General features: G+C 60.6%; 15 protein-coding genes. 9 read left to right on the forward strand and 6 right to left on the reverse strand.

Features of this window, described 5'->3' with window-relative positions:
• Window positions 1-142: 142 nt before the first annotated feature.
• Window positions 143-1,039 carry a hypothetical protein gene (locus PAN08_RS02175; protein ID WP_269789916.1) on the forward strand — a complete coding sequence of 299 codons (897 nt, stop codon included), beginning with the start codon at window positions 143-145 and terminating at the stop codon, window positions 1,037-1,039.
• Between the two features lie 226 nt (window positions 1,040-1,265).
• Window positions 1,266-2,330, forward strand: a complete 1,065-nt coding sequence (locus tag PAN08_RS02180) for a chitinase (RefSeq protein ID WP_269789917.1) — start codon at window positions 1,266-1,268, stop codon at window positions 2,328-2,330.
• Window positions 2,331-2,401: 71 nt separating this feature from the next.
• Here PAN08_RS02180 and PAN08_RS02185 read toward each other — a convergent pair whose 3' ends face one another.
• Window positions 2,402-2,749 carry a hypothetical protein gene (locus PAN08_RS02185; protein ID WP_269789918.1) on the reverse strand — a complete coding sequence of 116 codons (348 nt, stop codon included), beginning with the start codon at window positions 2,747-2,749 and terminating at the stop codon, window positions 2,402-2,404.
• A 92-nt stretch (window positions 2,750-2,841) separates the two neighbouring features.
• Here PAN08_RS02185 and PAN08_RS02190 point away from each other — a divergent pair, with 92 nt between their 5' ends.
• On the forward strand, window positions 2,842-3,615 hold the full coding sequence (locus PAN08_RS02190; RefSeq protein ID WP_269789919.1) for a lytic transglycosylase domain-containing protein: 774 nt from the start codon (window positions 2,842-2,844) through the stop codon (window positions 3,613-3,615).
• 167 nt (window positions 3,616-3,782) lie between these two features.
• On the opposite strand, the gene PAN08_RS02195 is transcribed toward PAN08_RS02190, so the two are convergent.
• Complete coding sequence (locus PAN08_RS02195; RefSeq protein ID WP_269789920.1) at window positions 3,783-4,235, reverse strand: hypothetical protein; 453 nt, start codon at window positions 4,233-4,235, stop codon at window positions 3,783-3,785.
• Between the two features lie 88 nt (window positions 4,236-4,323).
• Between PAN08_RS02195 and PAN08_RS02200 the strand changes: the two genes are divergently transcribed.
• On the forward strand, window positions 4,324-6,405 hold the full coding sequence (locus PAN08_RS02200) for a gluconolaconase (protein ID WP_269789921.1): 2,082 nt from the start codon (window positions 4,324-4,326) through the stop codon (window positions 6,403-6,405).
• Between the two features lie 207 nt (window positions 6,406-6,612).
• Here PAN08_RS02200 and PAN08_RS02205 read toward each other — a convergent pair whose 3' ends face one another.
• The 4 genes from PAN08_RS02205 to PAN08_RS02220 all read right to left on the reverse strand — a co-directional run bounded on the left by PAN08_RS02205 (window position 6,613) and on the right by PAN08_RS02220 (window position 17,372).
• Window positions 6,613-9,594, reverse strand: coding sequence for a TonB-dependent receptor (locus PAN08_RS02205; protein WP_269789922.1), 2,982 nt, complete (start codon window positions 9,592-9,594; stop codon window positions 6,613-6,615).
• A 305-nt stretch (window positions 9,595-9,899) separates the two neighbouring features.
• Window positions 9,900-13,040, reverse strand: coding sequence for a carboxypeptidase regulatory-like domain-containing protein (locus tag PAN08_RS02210; RefSeq protein WP_269789923.1), 3,141 nt, complete (start codon window positions 13,038-13,040; stop codon window positions 9,900-9,902).
• Window positions 13,041-13,596: 556 nt separating this feature from the next.
• Entirely contained in the window at window positions 13,597-16,707 is a 3,111-nt protein-coding gene (locus PAN08_RS02215) for a TonB-dependent receptor (RefSeq protein WP_269789924.1), read from the reverse strand.
• Window positions 16,708-17,000: 293 nt separating this feature from the next.
• Window positions 17,001-17,372 carry a YciI family protein gene (locus PAN08_RS02220; protein ID WP_269789925.1) on the reverse strand — a complete coding sequence of 124 codons (372 nt, stop codon included), beginning with the start codon at window positions 17,370-17,372 and terminating at the stop codon, window positions 17,001-17,003.
• A gap of 163 nt (window positions 17,373-17,535) precedes the next feature.
• On the opposite strand from PAN08_RS02220, the gene PAN08_RS02225 reads away from it, so the two are divergent.
• The 5 genes from PAN08_RS02225 to PAN08_RS02245 all read left to right on the forward strand — a co-directional run bounded on the left by PAN08_RS02225 (window position 17,536) and on the right by PAN08_RS02245 (window position 20,684).
• Complete coding sequence (locus tag PAN08_RS02225) at window positions 17,536-17,970, forward strand: YciI family protein (RefSeq protein ID WP_269789926.1); 435 nt, start codon at window positions 17,536-17,538, stop codon at window positions 17,968-17,970.
• Between the two features lie 27 nt (window positions 17,971-17,997).
• Complete coding sequence (locus tag PAN08_RS02230; RefSeq protein WP_269789927.1) at window positions 17,998-18,429, forward strand: VOC family protein; 432 nt, start codon at window positions 17,998-18,000, stop codon at window positions 18,427-18,429.
• A gap of 8 nt (window positions 18,430-18,437) precedes the next feature.
• Window positions 18,438-18,848 (forward strand): VOC family protein, encoded by a 411-nt coding sequence (locus PAN08_RS02235; RefSeq protein ID WP_269791142.1) that lies wholly within the window; start codon window positions 18,438-18,440, stop codon window positions 18,846-18,848.
• 68 nt (window positions 18,849-18,916) lie between these two features.
• On the forward strand, window positions 18,917-19,273 hold the full coding sequence (locus PAN08_RS02240; protein WP_269789928.1) for a DUF1428 domain-containing protein: 357 nt from the start codon (window positions 18,917-18,919) through the stop codon (window positions 19,271-19,273).
• Window positions 19,274-19,418: 145 nt separating this feature from the next.
• On the forward strand, window positions 19,419-20,684 hold the full coding sequence (locus PAN08_RS02245; protein ID WP_269789929.1) for an RNA polymerase sigma factor: 1,266 nt from the start codon (window positions 19,419-19,421) through the stop codon (window positions 20,682-20,684).
• Window positions 20,685-20,714: the final 30 nt, after the last annotated feature.

The following is a 20,714-nucleotide window of genomic DNA, read 5'->3' on the forward strand; positions in this document are numbered from 1 at the left end:
CATCCGGACTGCTGCCATCGCTGGAACTTGCCGTCCTTGCCGTGGTCAGTGTCTTGCGCAGATGTGCCGTGGCAGGGCCGGTAGCCGCCTTGCGGAGTTCTCATGATGGACATGCATGCACTACCGCAGTCAGCCCGAGCCTATGTGGATCCGAACCGTTGCCGGCATGGCGGCGTTGGCATTCTTATCAGCACTGGCGCGGCTGTTGCTGCAGATGCCCGAGGCCGCGCCGGCAACGCGTGAAGCGCGCGTGCAACTGCGTTGGTTGCCGCCCGCAGGTGCCCGTCCGCAGAAGGTGGAACCGCTGATCATTCCCGTTGAAGCGACACCGGACCCGGTCACGCCACCGGAGCAGCCCGTGCAGCCGCGACCAGCCATGACTGTTGTGACCACCGCGATGCCGGCTGCGACGAAACCCAGCGAAGATTTGGTGAAGAATCTCTACGGCAGCGATGGAAGACCCGAGATTCCGGATGCGGCGGGTGTACGCCAAAAGGCGTCGGCGGAACGTGTGTTTGAGCATCGCGACGAACTGGCGACGGGCGTCGGTGAACGTGCAACCGCCAACCTTTTCAGCGGCAAGAACGCAGGCACCAGCCAATCACGCGCGCAGCGGGCGCTGTATGGGCGCGACATCCAGGCTGCGGAAGCACGACGACCTCCCGAAGTCGCGTTCAACCCTGCTTTGCATGAGCGCCCGGCTGACCTGGGCAGCGAAGCAACCGGCGATGCCTACAAAGCCGCACCGATTCGCTTTGAGAAAGTACCGGATATGAAAGGCGAAGCCAGTCGCCGTATCCGTGCCGCGATCGGTGCCCTGGAAGGTCGCTATCCGCGTTGCGGTGCAGAGCAGCGCACGCGCTGGATGGCGGCTGCGTTGACGCATCTGAACACCCTGCAGCGGGTGGAGTATCGCTACAACAACGGTGCCGATCCGACCGAAGCCGAGCACACCCTGCCCAGCGCCGCCGATAGCGCCTACGACCTTGCGCGGCGCGCCCTCTGGGATGCCGAGCGGCGCATGAAGACCTGCGGCTAGGTCAGACTGTCCTGTGCGTAGCGCCGTGTGACGCCACGATGTCGGTTGCACTGGCGGCTCAGGCCGTCGTTTGTGACAGGGCGTCTGTCGCCCTGTTGTGCACCTCGGTCAGACCCCGGACATGCGTGGGTCAAAGCGGGACAGGTTTCATAACTAATTGTTTTTGGTGTGATTTATGGTGATTGGTGTGCCTAGAATCCGGGTCCTTACACGCTCTGGGATTGCGATGAAGTCGATCACCTTGTTGTCATGCGCGCTGGCACTTGTTTTCACCTTTGGTTGCCAGGCCAGTCCTGCCCCAGCGACGCAGGTGGGCGTGTCACCGGGCAACAGCCATCCGTTGCCCAGGCACGCGCTGATCGGCTACCTGCACAACTTCGACAATGGTCAGGGATTGTTGCCGGTGGGCAAGGTGGACAACCGCTGGGATGTGATCGTGCTGGCCTTTGCAGATGACATGGGCGAGGGCAAGGTCGCCTTCAATCCGGATCAGGCGTTGGACCGCACTCAACTGATTACTGACATCGCCGCCAAGCGCGCGCAGGGCAAAATCGTGGTGCTGTCCTTCGGCGGTGAACTGGGCACCGTGACGCTCAACACCCAGCGCGATGAAGACAATTTCGTGCGCACCACCGCCGATGCCATCAACACGTTCGGGCTGGATGGCATTGATATCGATCTGGAAAAAATTGCCGGTGTGGTGCATGGCGCGCCGGTCATCCCGCATCTGATTTCAGCGGTGAAGCGCCTGCATGGCATGTACCCGAATCTCTATGTATCGATGGCGCCGGAGCACCCGTATGTGCAGGGTGGTTTTGTGTCGATGGAAGGTATCTGGGGCGCGTATCTGCCGCTGATTGATGGCCTGCGCGACGAGTTGGATCTGCTGCATGTGCAGCTCTACAACAATGGTGGCTTGCCGACGCCGTATCGCGCCGAAAAGTATCCTGGCGGCAGTGTTGACATGATGGTGGGTTCGGCCAGGATGTTGATTGAAGGCTTTGAGCTTGCCGGCGGCAAGGGACGCTTTGAAGGCCTGCGCGCCGACCAGGTGGCGCTCGCATTGCCGTCGGGCCTGCGTGCGGCAGGTAACGGTTATGCGACACCGGCCGACATCAACCGCGCTTTCGATTGCCTGACCACTGCAACGCAGTGCGACGAGGTGAAACCATCGCGGCCGCATCCAGAATTCCGTGGCGTCATGACGTGGTCGATCAATTGGGATGTCACCGACAAGCGCGCCTTCTCGCAGCCGGTGGGTGAGCATCTGCGCGCAGCCAGCGCCCGATGAGATGACGTGTCGTGCCGGGCCATGCTCGGCGCGATCGTCCCGGCAACGTGCCCGTGACGCATGGCGCTGCGCTAGGGCGTTTCTGCCCAATCAAAATGCACCAGCGTGACCATCTCGTCGCGCTGGAATCCCGCGTACAGCCGCCGCATCACGGCCAACAATCCTTCCGGCGTGCGACAGGCGGGGTCATGCTCATCGCGTAGATCGGCCGCCGTCAGTGTGTCGAAACGCCGAAGTTCGGTGAGCAGCGGCAATGGCGCGGAAAGCCGGCCAGCCCCCCGGTCGATACGCGCCTGCACCACTCCGTGCCAGCGGTCCCCGCGCCGTACGCTGATGTTGTGGCCGGTATGGAATTGCGGGTTGGCGAAGCCGAGCAGGGGCAGGGGATCAGGCATGGTCGGGGACAGGAAGGTGAGCATTCATTCTGGACGCGTGTGGTGAGATTTTCATCACCTGCCGTTCAAACGGGCGGGTTCAGCATCATCGACCATTCCCTTGATCTGGTCCCGGCATGTCGCGCACGGCTGCGGTTGCACTGTTGCTGCTGTTGTTGGGACTGTGTGCGCCGTTGCAGGCGCGCACCATCTACCGCTGCGTGCAGAAAGGCACGGTGAGCATGGCCACCGCACCGGAGCCGGGTTCGGCCTGCAGGGCGATGACGGTAGACGACAACGCCGTGCAGACACCCAACTTGTGGGGCAACTTCGGCGTATTCAGTGGCACGCTGTATGAGCGTGAGCAGGACGGCAAGCTGGTGTACTCCACGCGCAACCTGCCGGGTTCGCGGCCGTACCTGCGTTTCACCGCTGCCACGCCGCCGGGCGAGCCCGCACATGAAGGGTTGGGTCGCGTGGGTACGCCGCAGTTGGATCGGCATGCGCGGCAGTTCCGCGCGGCATCCAAGGCGACCGGCGTTGACGATGCGTGGCTGCGCGCCGTTGCCCATGCCGAGAGCGCGTTCGATGAGAAAGCGGTTTCGCCCAAGGGCGCGCAGGGCGTGATGCAGTTGATGCCCGAAACCGCGACCGAATACGGTGTGAACGATCCGTTCTCGCCTGCGCAATCCATTGATGGCGGTGCGCGTTACATGAAGGCGTTGTTGGGCCGCTACAAGGGTGACCGCACTCTGGCCGCCGCTGCCTACAACGCGGGCATTGGTGTGGTTGCCCGCTATGGCGGCGTACCGCCGTATGCGGAAACGCGGCAGTACGTCGACAAGGTGCTGACGTTGTACTCGCGTTACCGCGAGGCGATGGGCACCGGCCCTGAGCGGCCGGCGCAATGAATGTTTTTGTGGATGAGCTGGCATCCCGCGTGTGTTCTGTTGCGGCGCGGAGGCGTGGCGAACCCCGGTGGGATTTCGTTCCGGCCTGTGTCGTCGAAGTAAGCACCGCGCACCCGGCAAGCTCATGCTGTCGGTGATTTGCTGCGCTGCCGGAATTTCATTCCCGCTTACGAAAGTTGCAGATGCTTCCAGCCGACGTGATGCATCAGCTCTCGCACTACCAGCAGCGCGGCGACGAACTGCGGCTGCGCCGGTAGTCCCATCGCCCGTGCGGGCATGCCTGCGGCGACCCGTGCCACTTGGTTGAAGCCACGCTCCACGTCATCAATCTCCAATCGCAGCGACGCGTTACCGTCACGCCCCAGTAGCGACGGCAATGCGGCAAGGGCGCCGTCATCGGCGATCAACATTTCCAGCGGATGCGCGCGCAGGGCCGGCACGTAGGGCATCAATGCATCTTCGGTCAGGGCAATGGCGCGCTCGAGCGCCAGCTCGGTCGGCGGGAAATTCTGCAGACCAGCGTCCAGCAAGTCGCGCAATGACAACGGCAGCACGATGGCGTCTGCGTCTGCGGGCTGCAGGTAGATGCGGCTTTGATCCATGTACAAGCGGGTGTGCATGCGCGTTGGGTTCCGATGTGGCCGATGGGAGGTTTTCGCAGAGCCTGTCAGCGTCTATCGTGCCTGCTCCGGAATGGGGTGGGTGTGGATGGAACGCAAATATTGGGTGAGCGCCGTTGTCGTCGTAACCGGGGCCGCGCTGGCGGCCAGTTTCCTGTGGGCGCCGCAGCCGCCGTTGCCCAGTGGCCCGGCGGCGACACCGCTGGGTTGGCGGGCGCAGGTGGGGTTGTTGGGCGGTGATGGCATCGCCGGCAATACGCAGGGCGCTCCGGCGCAGACGCGCTTCAGTGACCCGTGGGGCGTGGCGATCAGCGGCGGTGTGTTGTTCGTGGCGGATGCGGGCGACAACAACCGCATCGTCTATCGGACGCCGGATGGCGTGTTCCACGTGCTCGCCGGTGGTCGCGAAGGTTTTGTCGATGGCAGCGGGCAGGCTGCGGCATTCAATACACCCTCGGGTATCGCCGTGGATGCGCAGGGCAACCTGTACGTGGCCGACACCGGCAATCACGCCATCCGCAAGGTCACGCCGCAGGGGCAGGTAAGTACGCTGGGCGGCAACGGCCGCCCCGGTTTTGCCGATGGCACGGGGGCGCAGGCGCAGTTCAACGGGCCGATGGGCGTGGCAGTCGGGCCAGAGGGCCGCGTCTACGTGGCCGATACCTGGAACGACCGTATCCGCGTGATCGAGACCGATGGCCGTGTGTGGACGTTGGCCGGTGGTGAGCGGCCGGACTGGGTTGACGGCCTTGGCACACAGGCACGTTTCGATACGCCCACCGACGTGGCAGTAGATACGCATGGCAACGTGTGGGTGGCGGACCTGCAGAACAATGCGCTGCGCACCATCACCCCGGCCGGTGAGGTCAACACCCGGATGGGCGGCGGCGATGGTGAGCGCGTGTTATGGGGGCCGATGACGCTGGCGCTGACGCACGATGGGGTGGTTTACGTGGGCGAGCGTTTGAGCGGACGCGTGCTGCAGGTATCGCCCACTGGCCATGGGGTGGCTGTGGCGGGCAACGATGCCGAGCGGTTCGCGCGTCCGGCAGGTGTGGCCGTCGCGGCGGATGGCAGCTTGGTGGTAACCGATGCCGATGCCCATCGTCTGCATCATCTGCAGCAATTGCCGGCCGGCACCGTGCCGCAATTGGCGGAGCTGGGGCCGTCAGCGGATAACCCGTTGCCGCGCAATGAAGGCCGCTGGCCGTTGGCGCCGCAGACCGGTTGGCATGAAGTGACCGGCACGCTGGGCGAAGTACGTGGCAACTTCAGCGGTGAGAGTCGTCATCACCTGCACAGCGGTTTCGATGTGCGCGGCGATGTTGGCCAAACCGTACTGGCGATTGCCAACGGCAAAGTCAGCAGCCCGGCATCAACCTGGACGCTGGGCGGGCAGGCGGAAGGCTTCTCGCTGGACACGCTCGACTACATCCACATGAAGGTGGGACGCGATGCCAGCAATCGCCCCCTCGACGCGGCGCGCTTCCAACTGGTCAACGATGAGGCGGGACGACTGGACCGCGTGCGCGTGCGTCGCGGCACGCGTTTCCAACCCGGCGATGCGCTGGGCAGCATCAATAACCAGGCGCATGTGCATCTGGCGGTGGGGCCGTCGGGTTACGAGCGCAATGCGGTGCGGCTGGGCTTCCGCAACTACGCCGATCACGTTGCGCCGAAGATCGACGACATCGCTTTGCTGGACAGCAATGACCAGCGCCTGCGCGGAAAGGTGGAGGGACGATTGCAGGTAGCCCGCGATGGCGGCGGTCTGCAGTTGGTGGTGGAAGCCTGGGACCAAGTGGACAACAACCTGTCGCGTCGCCGACTCGGCCTTTACGCGCTGGGCTACCAGATCCTCGATGCGAAGGGACAGCCGCTGCCAGGTTACGAGCAGCCACGCATGAACCTCATCTTCAACCGCATGCCGCCACAGCGTGAGGCCGTAAAGGTGGCCTATGCCGCCGACAGTGGCATCACCGTGCATGGCAGCAGCAGTACCCGCTTTCGCTATGTGCTGACCAATACCGTGCGCGATGGGCAGCTGGCGACGGGACGGTTGCAGCCGTCGGAGTTGTTGCCGGGGGATTACACCATTCGCATCACCGCGAAGGATTACAGCGGGAATGAGGCGGTGGTGGGGAGGGAGTTGGCGGTGGTGGTGCAGTGAGCCGTTGCTGATGCATTCGCGTGAATGCTTCTGTAGTTCCGAGTCAGGCTTGGCAGGCGATGCTCCGGAATTGCTGCAGTGGAGCATGGCTCCGCTCTACCGGCTGTTGCGTTGGTATTACTGCCAACGATAAAAAAGCCCCGGCAAGATGCCGGGGCTTCAAGTACATCATTTAAGAGAGATCACCTTGCGGCTGAGCTTCTACGATCAGAAGTCGTAGGAAGCCGACAGACGCACAGAACGCGGTGCGGTGTAGTAGGTGCCCATGCCGTAGGTTTCCGACACCTTCTTCGGGCCCACTTCGTACTCGGCTTCGCTCTGCACCGGCTTCAGTTCATTGAAGACGTTGAAGACGTTTAGGCCGAAGGCCAGCTTGTGATCAGCGAAGGACGGACGATATTGCACGCCCATGTCCAGACGCTTGGTCCACGGCTGACGACCAGCATCACCCGGACGGGACGGCTTGCCACCGCAGTAGTGGTAGGCCGACTCATAGCCCATCGGATCGCTTACGTCGGTGCCGTAGTAGCCCAGGCAGCTCTTGGGCATGCCCGAGGCGACGCTCAGCGTTGCCGAGGCGGTCCACTCATCGTTGAACTGGTAGGCGGCAAAGCCCTTCAACTGATGGCGACGGTCGTTGGCCAGATAGCCACCGGAGTATTCCATCAGGTAACTGCCATCCCAGTCCTGCGTCTTGGAAACGTCGTCCTGACCGATGTCGGACTTCACCTGGCCTTCGGTGTTGCCGAAGTTACGCGACCAGGTGTAGTCAAGGCGGCCGTACCACTTGTCGGTCATCGGGTGTTCGATGAACAGATCGACGGCGACGTAGTCACGCTTGGCCTTCTGGCTGCCGAAGCCCCAGTCATGGCCGTTCATCTGCAGCTGGGTGTAACCCGAGCCGTCGACATTGGCCAACATGAAGCTGTTGGTTTTGCCCGGGTTGAAGATCAGGCAGCCCGGGATGGTCACCGAATCCGGGTCCACGCCGGAGGCGGTCAGTTTGTCAGCCATGCGATCCGGATCGCAGACGTCATCGATTGCAGCCTGCAGACGACGGTAGGTGACCTTGGCGCCCGTGTTCCATGATTCACCCAGGGTCTTTTCAAAGCCGAGGATCAGCTCATCCTGGTATTGCGACTTCAGATCGGTCGGTGCAACCGAGTACGGATCCGGTGCGGTGCCGTATTCGTTGTTGGACGACACCGGGCCTGGGCCCAGAGCAGTCAGACCAGTCGGGTTGCCGTCGGCATCAATGCCGGAGTAGGTGAAGTACTCGCGGGTATAGGTCGAGGCCGAGGCACCGCGGATAGCCACGCTGTTGGGAAGGGCCAGATAGTAACGGCCCAGGTTGGCGAACACCTTCAGCGAGGAATCACCAAATACATCCCAGCTCACGCCGGCACGCGGAGCCCACTGGTCACCGCTTTCAACGTAGGGAACGGCGGCGCTGTTGAAGTTGGTGAACTTGTCGTTGCGCAGGCCCAGTGTGACAAGCCAGTTGGGAGAAACCTGCCAGCGGTCTTCCAGATAGTAGGCCTTCTGCTCCACGCTCATGCTGGTGGTGGTGGAGAAGATGTACTTCTGCACCATGTAGCCTTCGCCGCCCGGCGGGGCGATGTTGAACTTGCTGTTTGGTGACTCGTTGGGATCAAGCTGGGCGTAAATCCACGCGTAGCCTGGACCGGTCATCGACTGGCCCTCGTTGTGCGCGTTGTAGTACATGTTGTCGATACCGGCAGTCAGCTCGTGATTGCCGATGCGGTATTCCAGATCTACACGCAAGCCACGGGTCTTGCTGCCAGCATCGTCAGCCTTGCCGGCGTTGGTTGCCTGGGAGTTGCGGATCGGAGAGCCGCCGGTGATCGACGGATCCTGGAATGCCGAGCCGCTGATGTAGGCCAGAGGGGAGTCGCTGGGGTTGGAGGACAGGTTGTCCTGCTTGCTTCGGCCGTAGGTCGCGCTCAAGGTCAAGTCATCGGTCAGGTAGCCGGTGTACTTGAAGATGTCGTAGGTGTCCTTGATCTTGGTGGTGTTGGGATAGACACCGGTGCGCCCACCTTCACTCAGGTCATCGTAGTCGAACGCAGTGTAGTAGCCGGCCTGACGATCGGTGTTCTGGATACGGGTGTATTCCAGCGTGTTGTTGTCGTTGATGTTCCAATCGATCTTGCCGTAGAACTTCGGCGAGCTGTAGCTGTAATTGTTGCGTGCCTGTTGCGCTGATTCGATGCTGTTGGTGGATACACCATCCGTCTTGTCGGCTTCGGCGGCCAATTGCACGAATAGGCGATCCTCGATCAGCGGACCACTGACGTAGCCGCTGGTAGTGGTCCGTGTCTTGGTGTCGTTGTCGCGATAGCGGTAGATCGAACCTTCCCGCGGATACCAGATATCGCGCGGCGAAGCGGAAAGGCTGTCAGGCGACCATGTGGTCTGAGCACCGAAGTGCCACTCATTGGTGCCACGCTTGCCCAACTGGTTGATCACGCCACCGGTAGAGCGCCCGTAACGCGCGCTGTAACCGCCGGTGTAGGTTTCCTGCTGGTCGATCGAGCCATACGGCAGGCTGACGCCGCCCATCGCACTCAATGGATTGCTGACGTTGTAACCGTTGATGTAGTACGCATTCTCGGTGACGCTGGCGCCGCCAAAGGACAGCACCGAACGCGAGCCGTTCGAGAACTGCTGACTGCCGGCGATGACGCCCGGGGCAAGCAATGCAATGGCCTCTGCACTGCGGCCAAGCGGCAGTACGTCCAATTGCTCGGAGGTGACCACCGACTTGGACACGGTGTTGGAGACGTCGATCTTCGGCATGCTGGCTGCAGTGACCGTCACCGCGTCGAGCGTGGTGGCGCCGCCGCCGCCGAAGGAAACTTCCGTACCGGCGCCGACGCGCAGCAGCACGTTTTCACGCTTGTCGACCACTTGCCCATCGCGCTGCAGGGTGACCGAGTAGTTGCCCACCGGCAGCGAGCCGAGGTTGTAGCGACCGTTGGCGTCCACCGTGGCGGTGCGCTTGAGGCCAGATTCGTTTTGCACAGTGATGGTGGCGCCTGCGGCCGCGGGGGCGTTGCCGAACAGGGAGCCAGTGGTGCTCTGGGCGGAAGCGGCGGCGATGACCGAGGTCAGAATTACCGCGAGCGCTGTGCGCTTCAGTCGAACTGTTTGCTTTGCACTGCTCATCAAATTTCCTTGATCATGAAAACGATTTCGTGTCTTGAGCTGGTCAGGATGAAATTTCCGTTACAGCTGAACGAAATATTAATTTCATTTGGTTTGATTTTGCAATATCAGCTGAAACTATATTTAAGTATTTGAAAATAAAGAATTTCACTAACTAACATTTTGCTGAATGGGGTATGGTCGAGGGCTTTGGGGGCATAAAAAGCTCACACGACGCGTGCCACCCAGGCAAAAAAAGACCCCGGCCGGAGCCGGGGTCAATGGTTGGCAGTGAGAGCTATCTCTCGGAATGGCTGCTTAGATCATCAGAAATCGTAAGAGGCCGAGAACATCACATAGCGTGGCGTCTGGCGCGCAATCGGCACCAGATAGTCATTGGCTATTGTGTAGGCGTCCTCTTCCGAGGTTACCTGCACCTGCGTGGCCTTCTGCTCGTCCAGTACGTTGAAGATCTGCACGTTGAAGGACAGCTTGTTGTCGAAGTAGGCGGGCCTATAGGTCACTGCCAAATCGATGCTCTTGGTCCAGGGATTCCGCTTGGCGCCTGGCTTCGCAATGCTGCCCAGGCAGGTGTGATACGCGGGCCCGTAACCAATCGGATCACCCTCGGACGTGCCTTCGTTGATTGACCCATCCGGGTTGTAGTAACCCAAACAGCTGATCGGTGAACCGGACATCACCCGCACGTTGCCACCCAGCATCCACTCCGGGGTGATGGCATAGCTGCCGTACAGCTTGATCTGGTGGCGACGATCGTTGGCCAGATAGCCATTGGCGAAGCGCATCATCTCGGCGGCGTCCCAATCCTGGGTTTTGGAGATGTTCGTCTGGCCGAACTCGGACTTCACCTGGCCTTCGTTGTTGCCTTCACTCTTGCTGTAGGTGTAGTTCAAACGGCCTTCCCACTTGCCGTCAAACGGGTGCTCCAGGTACAGGTCCAAGGCCTTGTATGTGCGCTTGACACCTTCTTCGAAACCCCAGTCTGCCGAGCCCATGCGGACTTCAGTGCGACCGGAACCATCAACGTTCTTCAGGCTGAAGGTGTTGGTGCCGCCTGGGTTGAACATGTAGCAGCTGGCGACTTCCACCGAGTCCGGGTCGATTTTGTTGGCGATCAGCTTGTCGACGATCTTGCCGCTGTCGCAGATGTCGTCGATCGAGGACTTCAGGTCACGGTAGGTGAACTTGGCGCCATATACCCAGTTGTCGCCCCAAGTCTTGTCGAAGCCCAGGATGTATTCGTCCTGGTACATGTTTTTCATGTCCTTGGGGGCGAATGCCAGCACGTCGATGGGCTCACCATACTCGCCGTTGGACGAGACAGGACCCGGTGCCGGCGCGCCATTGACGCCACCGACATCTTGCAAGCCGGTGGGCCGGCCGTCGGCACCGATGCCGGTATAGGTGTAGTACTGCCAGGTATAGGTGGAGGCCGAGGCACCGCGGACGGCGACATTGTTAGGCATAGCCAGGAAGTAGCGGCCGGCATTGCCGAAGATCTTCAGCGAAGCATCTCCGAACACGTCCCAGCTCAGGCCCAGTCGTGGTGCCCATTGATCCTTGGCATCCATGTAAGCCACGCCGGCATCGTTCTTGTTCTCGAATTCGTCGTTGCGGATACCCAGTGACACCAGAATGTTGTCGGTGACCTTCCAGCGATCTTCCAGATACCAGGCTTTCTGATTTAGCTCCATGCTGGTGTTGTTGAAATATTTCAACTCACGTACGTAGTAGCCATCGCCACCGGGTGCGCCGACACCCAGGGCAGCGTTTGCGTTCGTGGAGCCAGAGCTTGCTTTCCTGTACTCCCAATACTCGGCAATCTGTGAGGTACCTTCGTTTTTTGCCTCGAACTTGATGTTGTCCACGCCCACGCTGAGCGTGTGATCACCGACGACCCATTCCAGATCTGCGCGCAGGCCACGCGTTTTGTCCTTGGCATCAATGCTCTGATAGCCACCTTGGATGTTCTTGACCTCATTGCCACCGTTGGCTGCCGGGTTCTGGAAATTGGAGCCAGCAATGTAAGGGGCCCCAGCAACAATCGAGGGGTTGATTTGACGATTTGTGAAATCACTGCTGCCGTAGGTGGCATTCAGCGTCAACGTATCGGTCAGGAAGCCGGTGTACTTCAGGATGCGATAGTCGGTTTCCTTGATGACTGGCGTCGGCACGATTGAGAGCTTTTCACCTTCGGTGAAGTTGCCTAGGTCGTAGTCATGATAGGTACCGCTGTAGTCGTCGTTCTGCTGGAACCAGGTAGCTTCCAATAGGTGATTGTCGGTGATGTTCCAGTTCAGCTTTGCGTAGTACTTGGAATTGTCGTCTTCGGCATGCGTGCTGCGTGCGCTACCCAGAGTATTGGGATTGCTCACCGAGTCGGTCTTGTACCATTCACCGCCAGCGAAGAAGAACAGCTTGTCCTGGATGATCGGGCCGCCGACATAACCGCTGTAACGCGTGGATCCGAATTCAACCCCTTTGCCGCTCTGGTACTTGGTGCCTGCAAGCGTCGGGTCGGCATATCCCCATTGGCACTTTTCGTCCTTATCGACTCCACAGGTGGATGGCAGATTGGGATTGGAATTGAACTGGGACAAATCAATATTCGGCAAGTACAGATCATCGCGACGCGACCGCAGTGACTTGGGTGCCCAATCGATTTGCGCACCGAATTTCCATTCATTGGTACCGCTCTTGCCGATCTGGCTGATCACGCCGCCGTCCGAGCGACCGTACTTGGCGCTGTAACCGCCGGTATAAGTTTCCTGCTGCGCCACAGCGACGAACGGAAGGCCGGATCCGCCTAGATTGGAGAGTGGCTCACCAGTGAAGTAGCCATTGATGTAGTACGCATTCTCCGAAGCGCCCGCGCCGCCAAAAGACACCAAGCCCGCCAATGCGCCGAAGCCGCCCGCACCCGCGACGGCACCCGGAGCCAACATCGCGATAGCTTCGGCGGTGCGGCCGATAGGCAGACGTTCCAATTGCTCGGCGGTGATGACCGTGCGGGTATCTACGGCAGTGAGATCAATGGAAGCGGCTGCCGTGGCACGAACATTGACCGTCTCCAGCGTAGAGGCGTTGCCCCCCTCACTTGCTGCGAATGACGCATCGGTACCTGCGCCGACGATGACCGAAACATCACGGGTGCCGACGACCTGGCCGTCGCGTTGCACGGTGATTTTGTAGTTGCCGACGGGCAGCGAACTGATGCTGTATCGGCCGTCCGCTCCTACCGTAACTGTACGGGTCACACCACTGTTGCTGGTTGCTTGGACAGTGGTTCCGCTACCAGTGGCTTGAACGGTGCCGTAGATGCTGCCGCTGGTGCTCTGCGCATAAGCGCCACCAGCGATGCACAGGCTCAGTGCGGCACTGAGGGCTGCGCGTTGGATTGTCTTGCGCTTGACCATCTTCTCTCTCCAGAAGTTGTGTTGGTTCATGGTTCATGGTTCTTGGTGCTGGTGCCCATGCGGGACCTAAACGCCAAGTGAACGAACAATAACTGCAGATGAAAGAAAAATTAACATTACATGAACAATATTTTCGAGGGAAATTATTATTTCTTTGTAATTCAGTTGGTTGCATGTCAAGTGCATTGGGTCATAGTGTGATTTTCGACACGGTTTCTGACTGGAGAAGTGCTCACTCAACCAAAATTTTGGTGCGAAGCGAAGGCTGGACCAACCCGTGGCCTCATCGCTCCTAGCCGCGACCGCTCCCTCTCCAGGGCTCCAACAACCACATTTCGATGCTTACGTAGGCTGAGTACGGGAATTGCAGCGCGACACGCTTTGAGCCAAAGTGACGGCGATAACCCAGCCCAGATGAAGGTGAAGTTTTTCTGATCGACAACTCTGCTGAGTTGGGTGCTTGGAAGCTTTGTTGCCCTAAAAAATTCATCCAACGCATGCCACCCAGGCAAAAAAAAGACCCCGGCCGGAGCCGGGGTCAATAGTTGACAGTGAGAGCTATCTCTCGGAATGGCTGCTTAGACCATCAGAAGTCGTACTGCGCAGACAACCGCACGAAACGGGGAGTCTGGCGGGCCTGTGGCAGCAGATACGTGTTGGACACGGTGTAAGGGCCGCTTTCGGAGGTCACATCCACCTGCAGGGGCTTATCCTCGTTCAACGCGTTGAACACCTGCAGGTTGAAACCAAGCTTGCCATCCAGGATGGCGGCAGGGCGGTAGCCCACACTCAGGTCAACATTGCGTGTCCATGCTGTGCGCTTGGCGCCCGGCTTGGCAATCGAGCCGAAGCAGGTGTGATAAGCGGCGCTATAGCCGATGGGATCGCCCGCATCGGAGCCCTCGTCGATGGTGCCGTCCGGGTTGTAGTAGCCCAGGCAGCTGATCGGCGTACCCGATTGCACCCGGATGTTGCCGGCCACGGTCCACTCCGGCGTGATCATGTAGCTGCCGAACAGTTTGAGCTGGTGGCGGCGATCATTGGCGAGGTAGCCATCGGCGTACTGCATCATCTGCCATGCATCCCAGTCCTGGGTCTTGGAGATGTTGATCTGGCCAAACTCGGACTTCACCTGGCCTTCGTTGTTACCCTCGCTCTTGGAGAACGTGTACATGACACGGCCTTCCCATGTGCCGTCGAAAGGATGCTCCAGGTACAGGTCGATGGCTTTGTACGTACGCTTCAAGCCCTTCTTGAAGCCCCAGTCACTGGACGACATCTTGTAGTCAGCACGTCCACCAATATGGTTGCCGGCCGCGTCCACGTTGGCCAGGCTGAAGGTATTGGTGCCGCCCGGATTGAACATGTAGCAGGAAGCTACTTCGAGGAAGCGACCGTCATCGGTGGCGGCGATGATCTTGCCCTCCTTCGTCCCGGACTGACTCAGGCCGTTGGCGCTCATGAAGGTGCCTGGGTCGCAGACGTCATCGATCGAGGACTTCAGGTCGCGGTAGGTCAGCTTGGCGCCGGCAACCCATTTCTCGTTGATCTGCTTGTCAAAGCCCAGGATGAACTCGTCCTGGTACATGTTCTTCAGGTCCGAGGGAGAGAAGGACAGCACGTCCACCGGCAGACCGTACTCACCGTTGGACGACACCGGGCCTGGAGAGGGGCCTCCATTGACACCCGATACTGCGGTCAACCCGGTAGGAGCGCCATTGGCGTCGATGCCGGTGTAGGTAAAGTATTCCCGAGTGAAGGTGGACGCCGAGGCGCCGCGGATAGCCACATTGTTGGGCATGGCCAGATAGTAGCGGCCAGCGTTGCCGAATACCTTCAGGCTTGCATCACCCTCTACGTCCCAGCTGAAACCCAGACGCGGTGCCCATTGGTTCTTTGAGGACATGTAGGTCTCACCCGAGTTGTTCTTGTTGGTGAACTCGTCGTTGCGTAGACCCACGGTCAGTAGCAAGGTATCAGCAACTTGCCAGCGGTCTTCCAGGTACCAGGCCTTCTGTTCCAGCGACATGCTGGAATTGCTGAATTGCTTCTGATCATAGACGTAGTGGCCAGTGCCGCCGGGTGCCCCAACGCCCAAGGCCGCAGAGATGTTGCTTGAGGGATTGCTGGCACTGCGATAGAGCCAATAGTCGGAAACCTGCGAGGGGCCTTCGTTGTCCGCTTCGAATTTGATGTTGTCCACACCGAGGCTGAGCGTGTGGTCGCCCACCACCCATTCAAGGTCGGCGCGCAGGCCATTGGTGTCATTCACACCGTCGCGGCCCTGGTAGCCAGCCAGACGGCTGCGGACAGGAACCTTGCCGTTGAGCGCTGGGTTCTGCAGCGTCGGATCGGAAATATGCGGCACACCCGGCAGTACGTAAGGCTTGTCGCGCGCGATGAACTTGCTTTTGCCGTACGTGGCACTCAGGGTCAACGCATCGGTGAGATAGCCGGTGTACTTGAAGATGCGGTAATCGCTGTCCCGCTCTTGCGCAGTGGGGGTGACCGTGAGCCTGTCACCTATTGCGCTCGTCTCGATGTCATACGAACGGTAATAGCCGCTGAGATCCCGCTTCTCCTTCATCCACGTTGCTTCAAGCAGGTGGTTGTCGGTGATGTTCCAATCGACCTTGGCGTAGATCTTCGGGCTGTCCGTATCGGCATAGGTGCGGCGTGCTGCCCCCAGTGAGCTTGAGTTGGTGTCCTGTTGTGTCTTCTGGGCCTCACCGGCAACGAACAAGAACAGGCGATCGGGAATGATCGGGCCGCCAACATAGGCGCTGTAGGTCGTGACGTCGGTCTTCTCGCCCTTGCCACGTGAATACAGACTGCCGGCGGCATCCGGATCTTCGTACCCGTAGCCATCTGGCAGGGCGGCATTGGGCAGGTAGAGATCCTTGTAGTCCTCACGCAGCGACTTGGGCTCCCACATGACCTGGCCGCCGAAGCTCCATTCGTTGGTGCCGCGCTTGCCGATCTGGTTGATCACGCCGCCGGCCGAACGGCCGTACTTGGCGCTGTAGCCGCCGGTGAAGGTTTCCTGCTGCGAGATGGCGCCATAGGGCAGCGAGAAGCCGCCCAGGTTGGAAAGCGGCTCGCCGCTGAAGTAGCCGTTGATGTAGTACGCGTTCTCCGATACACCAGCGCCACCAAAGGACACCAGCCCGGCCAGCGCGGAGTAACCCGCAGCACCGGCAACCGCGCCCGGTGCCAGCATCGCCAGCGCTTCGGCTGAATGCTGCAGCGGCAGACGGGCCAGTTGCTCGGCAGTGATCACGGTGCGGGTATCAGTGGTGGTCAGGTCGATCGCAGCCGGCGCGGTGGCCGTCACGGTGATCGCATCGAGGTTTGTGGTGCCAGCGGTGCTTTGGCCAGCAACAAACGAGCCATCTGCACTGGAGCCGACGATCACCGTGATGTTGCGTGTGCCGATGACCTGATCGCCGCGTTTGACGGTAACGGTGTAGTTGCCTACCGGCAGTGAGCCGGTGGTGTAGCGGCCGTTGGCATCGGCGGTGACGGTACGGCTGAAGCCGCTGTTATTGACGGCCTGCACGGTCGTGGTTGTGCCCGCCTTGACCGGAATGTTGCCTTGGATGCTGCCGGTAGTGCTTTGTGCATGGGCGGCACCTGCGATGCACAGGCTCAGTGCGGCGCTAAGGGCCGCACGTTGGATTGTCTTGCGCTTGACCATCTTCTCTCTCCAGACATTGCGTTGGTTCTTGGCGCAGGCGCCCATGTGGGAACCCAAACGCAAAGTGAACGAACAATGACTCTGGATGTGTCGAGAATTATTTTTCTAAGGGCCCTTAATCAATCCAAAAGAATATTTCTTTCTTATTCAATGTGTTGCGGTTGTTTCGCGGTTGGCCATGCGGACGCCTTCAGCACAGTTTTCCACGGTATGGACAGGACAGTTGCAAGCTCTACCTGCCCTTTTTCCCGCTCTGCCGCTGATGCAGTGCGCTGACATTGATGTCCGCAAGCTCATCCCAACCGTACCCGCTCAGCCTCCAGATCACCCAGCGGCCGTACCTCAATGCTTCCATAGGCTGACCAGGGAAATTGCTGTGCAATACGCATTGCTTCTTCCGCATCGGCCGCTTCGATCAGGTTGAAGCCGGCCAATATTTCGCGTGTCTCGGCGAAGGGCCCGTCGGTGATGCGGGCTTGGCTTTGGCGGGTGCGTAGCGTCTGCGCGGTGCGGGGTGGCTGCAGTTTCTGTGACAGCAGCACCGTGCCTTCGGCCTGCAGTTTGTCCGCGTGCTGGATGCAGCGGCGCATCAGCGTGTCGTAGTCGGTTGCCGGCAATGCCTCCAGCAACGTGGGCTCGATGTAGATCAGCAACAGGAATTTCATCGCGCTCGCCTTATCGGGAAGGCGCTCATTTTGCCGCACGGATTCTGCTGCATTGCCGCATTAATTCATTCAGAAAAATAGCCGCCGGCGATGTCGAGAATCCACGCACTGGTTCGTCGTACTTGATGTGAGCCGGCAAAGGGCTGGCGACGGAGATGCCGCGATGAAAGTGATTGTGTTGGTGAAAGCCTCGGCCGATACCGAGGCCGGCGTGATGCCCAGCGAGGCCGAATTGGCCGCCATGGGCGCATTCAACGAACAACTGGTCAATGCCGGAATCATGCTGGCCGGCGAGGGCCTGCACCCCAGTGCGAAGGGGGCACGCGTGCGCTTTGACGGTACCGCCGGACGCAGTGTGATCGATGGCCCGTTCGCCGAGACCCGCGAGTTGGTCGCCGGTTTCTGGTTGTGGCAGGTGCGCTCGATGGACGAAGCCGTGGAATGGCTCAAGCGTGCGCCCTTCAACACCGAGGGCAGCGAACCGATGGAAGTGGAAATCCGGCCGATCTTCGAGGCTGAGGACTTCGGCGCCGCCCTCACTCCGGAATTACAGGCGCAGCAGCAACGTTTGCAGGACCGCATCGACAACCCGCTTTGACCCACACACGAAACAGGGAGCAACACCATGAAACTGATTCCGTTTCTCGGCTTCAACGGCAATACCCATGAAGCGATGGCGTTCTACGCCAAAGCACTCGGCGGCAAGGTGGTTTCGGAGATGAAATACGGCGATATGCCACCGAGCCCGGACATGGACATGGACATGGAAGGTTGCGGAGGCTTCACGCCGGATGCTGACCAGGTCGCGCACTGCCAGCTTGAAGTGGGCGCGGCGATCCTGATGGCGGCGGATGGTCCTCAGGCCGAAGGGCAGACCGCCACCACCATCAATGTCGATGTAGACAGCGTCGAAGAAGCCGAACGCGTTTTCGCAGCGCTCGCCGACGGTGGACAGGTGCAGATGCCGCTGGCTGAGACGTTCTGGGCGCGCCGCTGGGGCATGTTGACTGACCGCTACGGCAAGCCGTGGATGGTCAACTGCATGAAGCCGATGTGATCAAGGAGATGACGATGACGACACCACAGATGATTTTTGTGAACCTGCCCGTACGCGACCTGGAGGCATCGAGGACATTCTTCGGCGCGCTGGGTTACAGCTTCAATCCACAGTTCAGTGACGAAAACGCGGCCTGCATGGTCATCAGCGATGCCATCTTCGTGATGCTGTTGGTGGAGCCGTTCTTCCAGACCTTCACCCCGCAGCCGCTGAGCGATGCGCGCAAGCAGACTGAAGTCATCACTTGCCTGTCGTCGGAAAGCCGCGCAGCGGTCGACAAACTGGTGGACAAGGCATTGGCTGCCGGTGCCACCGAGCCGATGCCGGCGCGCGACTACGGTTTCATGTATCAGCGCGGCTTCCAGGATCTGGACGGCCACCTGTGGGAGATCGCACACATGGATGGCGAACCCGGCTGAATCACCGCGTGACCGAGCCGCCTGTGGCGGCCGGTCAGCGCGCAAATCACGTTACGAAGGAGACACCCATGAGTTACGTCGATGGTTTCGTGTTGCCGGTGCCGCAGGAGCGGCTTGCCGAGTATCGCCGTATGGCGCGCAAGGCCGGTGCGGTGTGGAAGGATCATGGTGCGTTGGCTTATCTGGAGGCGGTGGCCGATGACGTCAAACCGGGTAAACACACCTCGTTCCCACAGGCGGTGAAGCTGAAGGAAAACGAGGTGGTGGTCTTCGCCTATATCGTCTACCGCTCGCGTGCGCACCGTGATCGTGTCAACGCCAAGGCGATGGCCGATCCGCGTCTGGCCGGTATGGATGCCAAGACCATGCCGTTTGATGGAAAGCGAATGTTCTGGGGCGGTTTCAAGCCCTTTCTTGATCTGTGAATACGCGCGCCTGCCCGCAGTAATGGGGCAGTATCGAGCGGGCAGGGACGCATGTGGAATCGAATGGACGCAAACGCACGAATGCAGCTGAAACATGCACTCCATGCTTGCGTGTGCATCGGCGCGATGGTGTGATTCCTGCCTGATGAAACAGGCAGATCTCCAGCAAAGGCTCGATACGTTGTGGCGCATGGAATCGCCGCGTCTGGTCGCTCGTCTGGCACGCATGCTGGGCGATCTGGACAGCGCCGAAGAACTTGCCCAGGACGCGCTGGTCGCCGCGCTTGAGCACTGGCCGCAGCACGGCATTCCAGACAATCCCGCCGCCTGGTTGATGGCTACCGCACAGCGGCGCGCCATCGACCGCCTGCGGCAACGGCGTCTGCATGCGCAACGGCAGACGCAGGTGCTGGACGAGCAACAGGATTACGTCATGGGCGCGGATGCGCAGGATCATGTGGATGACATTGGCGACGACCTGCTGCGGCTGGTGTTTGTGGCCTGTCATCCGCTGTTGCCGGCCGATGCGCGCGTGGCACTTACCCTGCGCTTGCTGTGTGGCCTGACCACCCATGAAATCGCCCGTGCCTACCTGCAGCCAGAGCCCACCATCGCTCAGCGCATCGTGCGCGCCAAGCGGCTGTTGTCCGAGCGGAAGGTGCCGTTTGAAGTGCCGCGCCGGCATGAATTGACGCAGCGCCTGCAGTCGGTGCTGGACGTGGTGTATCTGGTCTTCAACGAAGGCTATGCCGCCAGTGCCGGCGATGATTGGACGCGGCCGACATTGTGCGAAGAAGCATTGCGGCTGGGCCGCGTGCTGGCCGGGCTGATGCCCAATGCCATTCCGGTGCTGGGCCTGCTCGCCTTGATGGAACTGCAGGCCTCGCGTTTGCGCGCACGCACCGGCGCTGACGGCGCGGCGGTGTTGCTGCTGGACCAGGACCGCAGCCGCTGGGATTGGCTGCAGATCGGGCGGGGGCAGGCAGCGTTGGAGAAAGCGCTGGAGCTGCACGACGGCAATGATCCATACGTGCTGCAGGCCGCCATCGCCGACTGCCACGCACGTGCGCGCCGTGCCGAGCAGACCGACTGGGCCCGCATTGCCACGCTGTACGCGCGGCTGGGTGAAGTGATGCCCTCGCCAGTGATCGAACTGAACCGTGCGATGGCCGTGGCCCAGGCGCAGGGGGCGGAAGCCGCCTGGCCGCTGTTGGAAGCACTGCAGCACGATGAGCGACTGCAGGGCTACGCGCCGTTGGCAGCGGTACGCGGCGATTTGCTGGCCCGGCTCGGCCGTCATGAAGAGGCGCGTGCGGCGTTCGAGCAGGCCGCCGAACTCAGCGGCAATGCGCGGGAGAGCCAAGTATTGCGGGCCCGTGCGGCGGCCATGCCCTCCGGCACTGCGCGCTGAGTTGATCAGCTGGCTACACTCCAACGGTTG

The organism is Stenotrophomonas sp. Iso1, from assembly GCF_027497995.1.
GTDB lineage: Bacteria > Pseudomonadota > Gammaproteobacteria > Xanthomonadales > Xanthomonadaceae > Stenotrophomonas.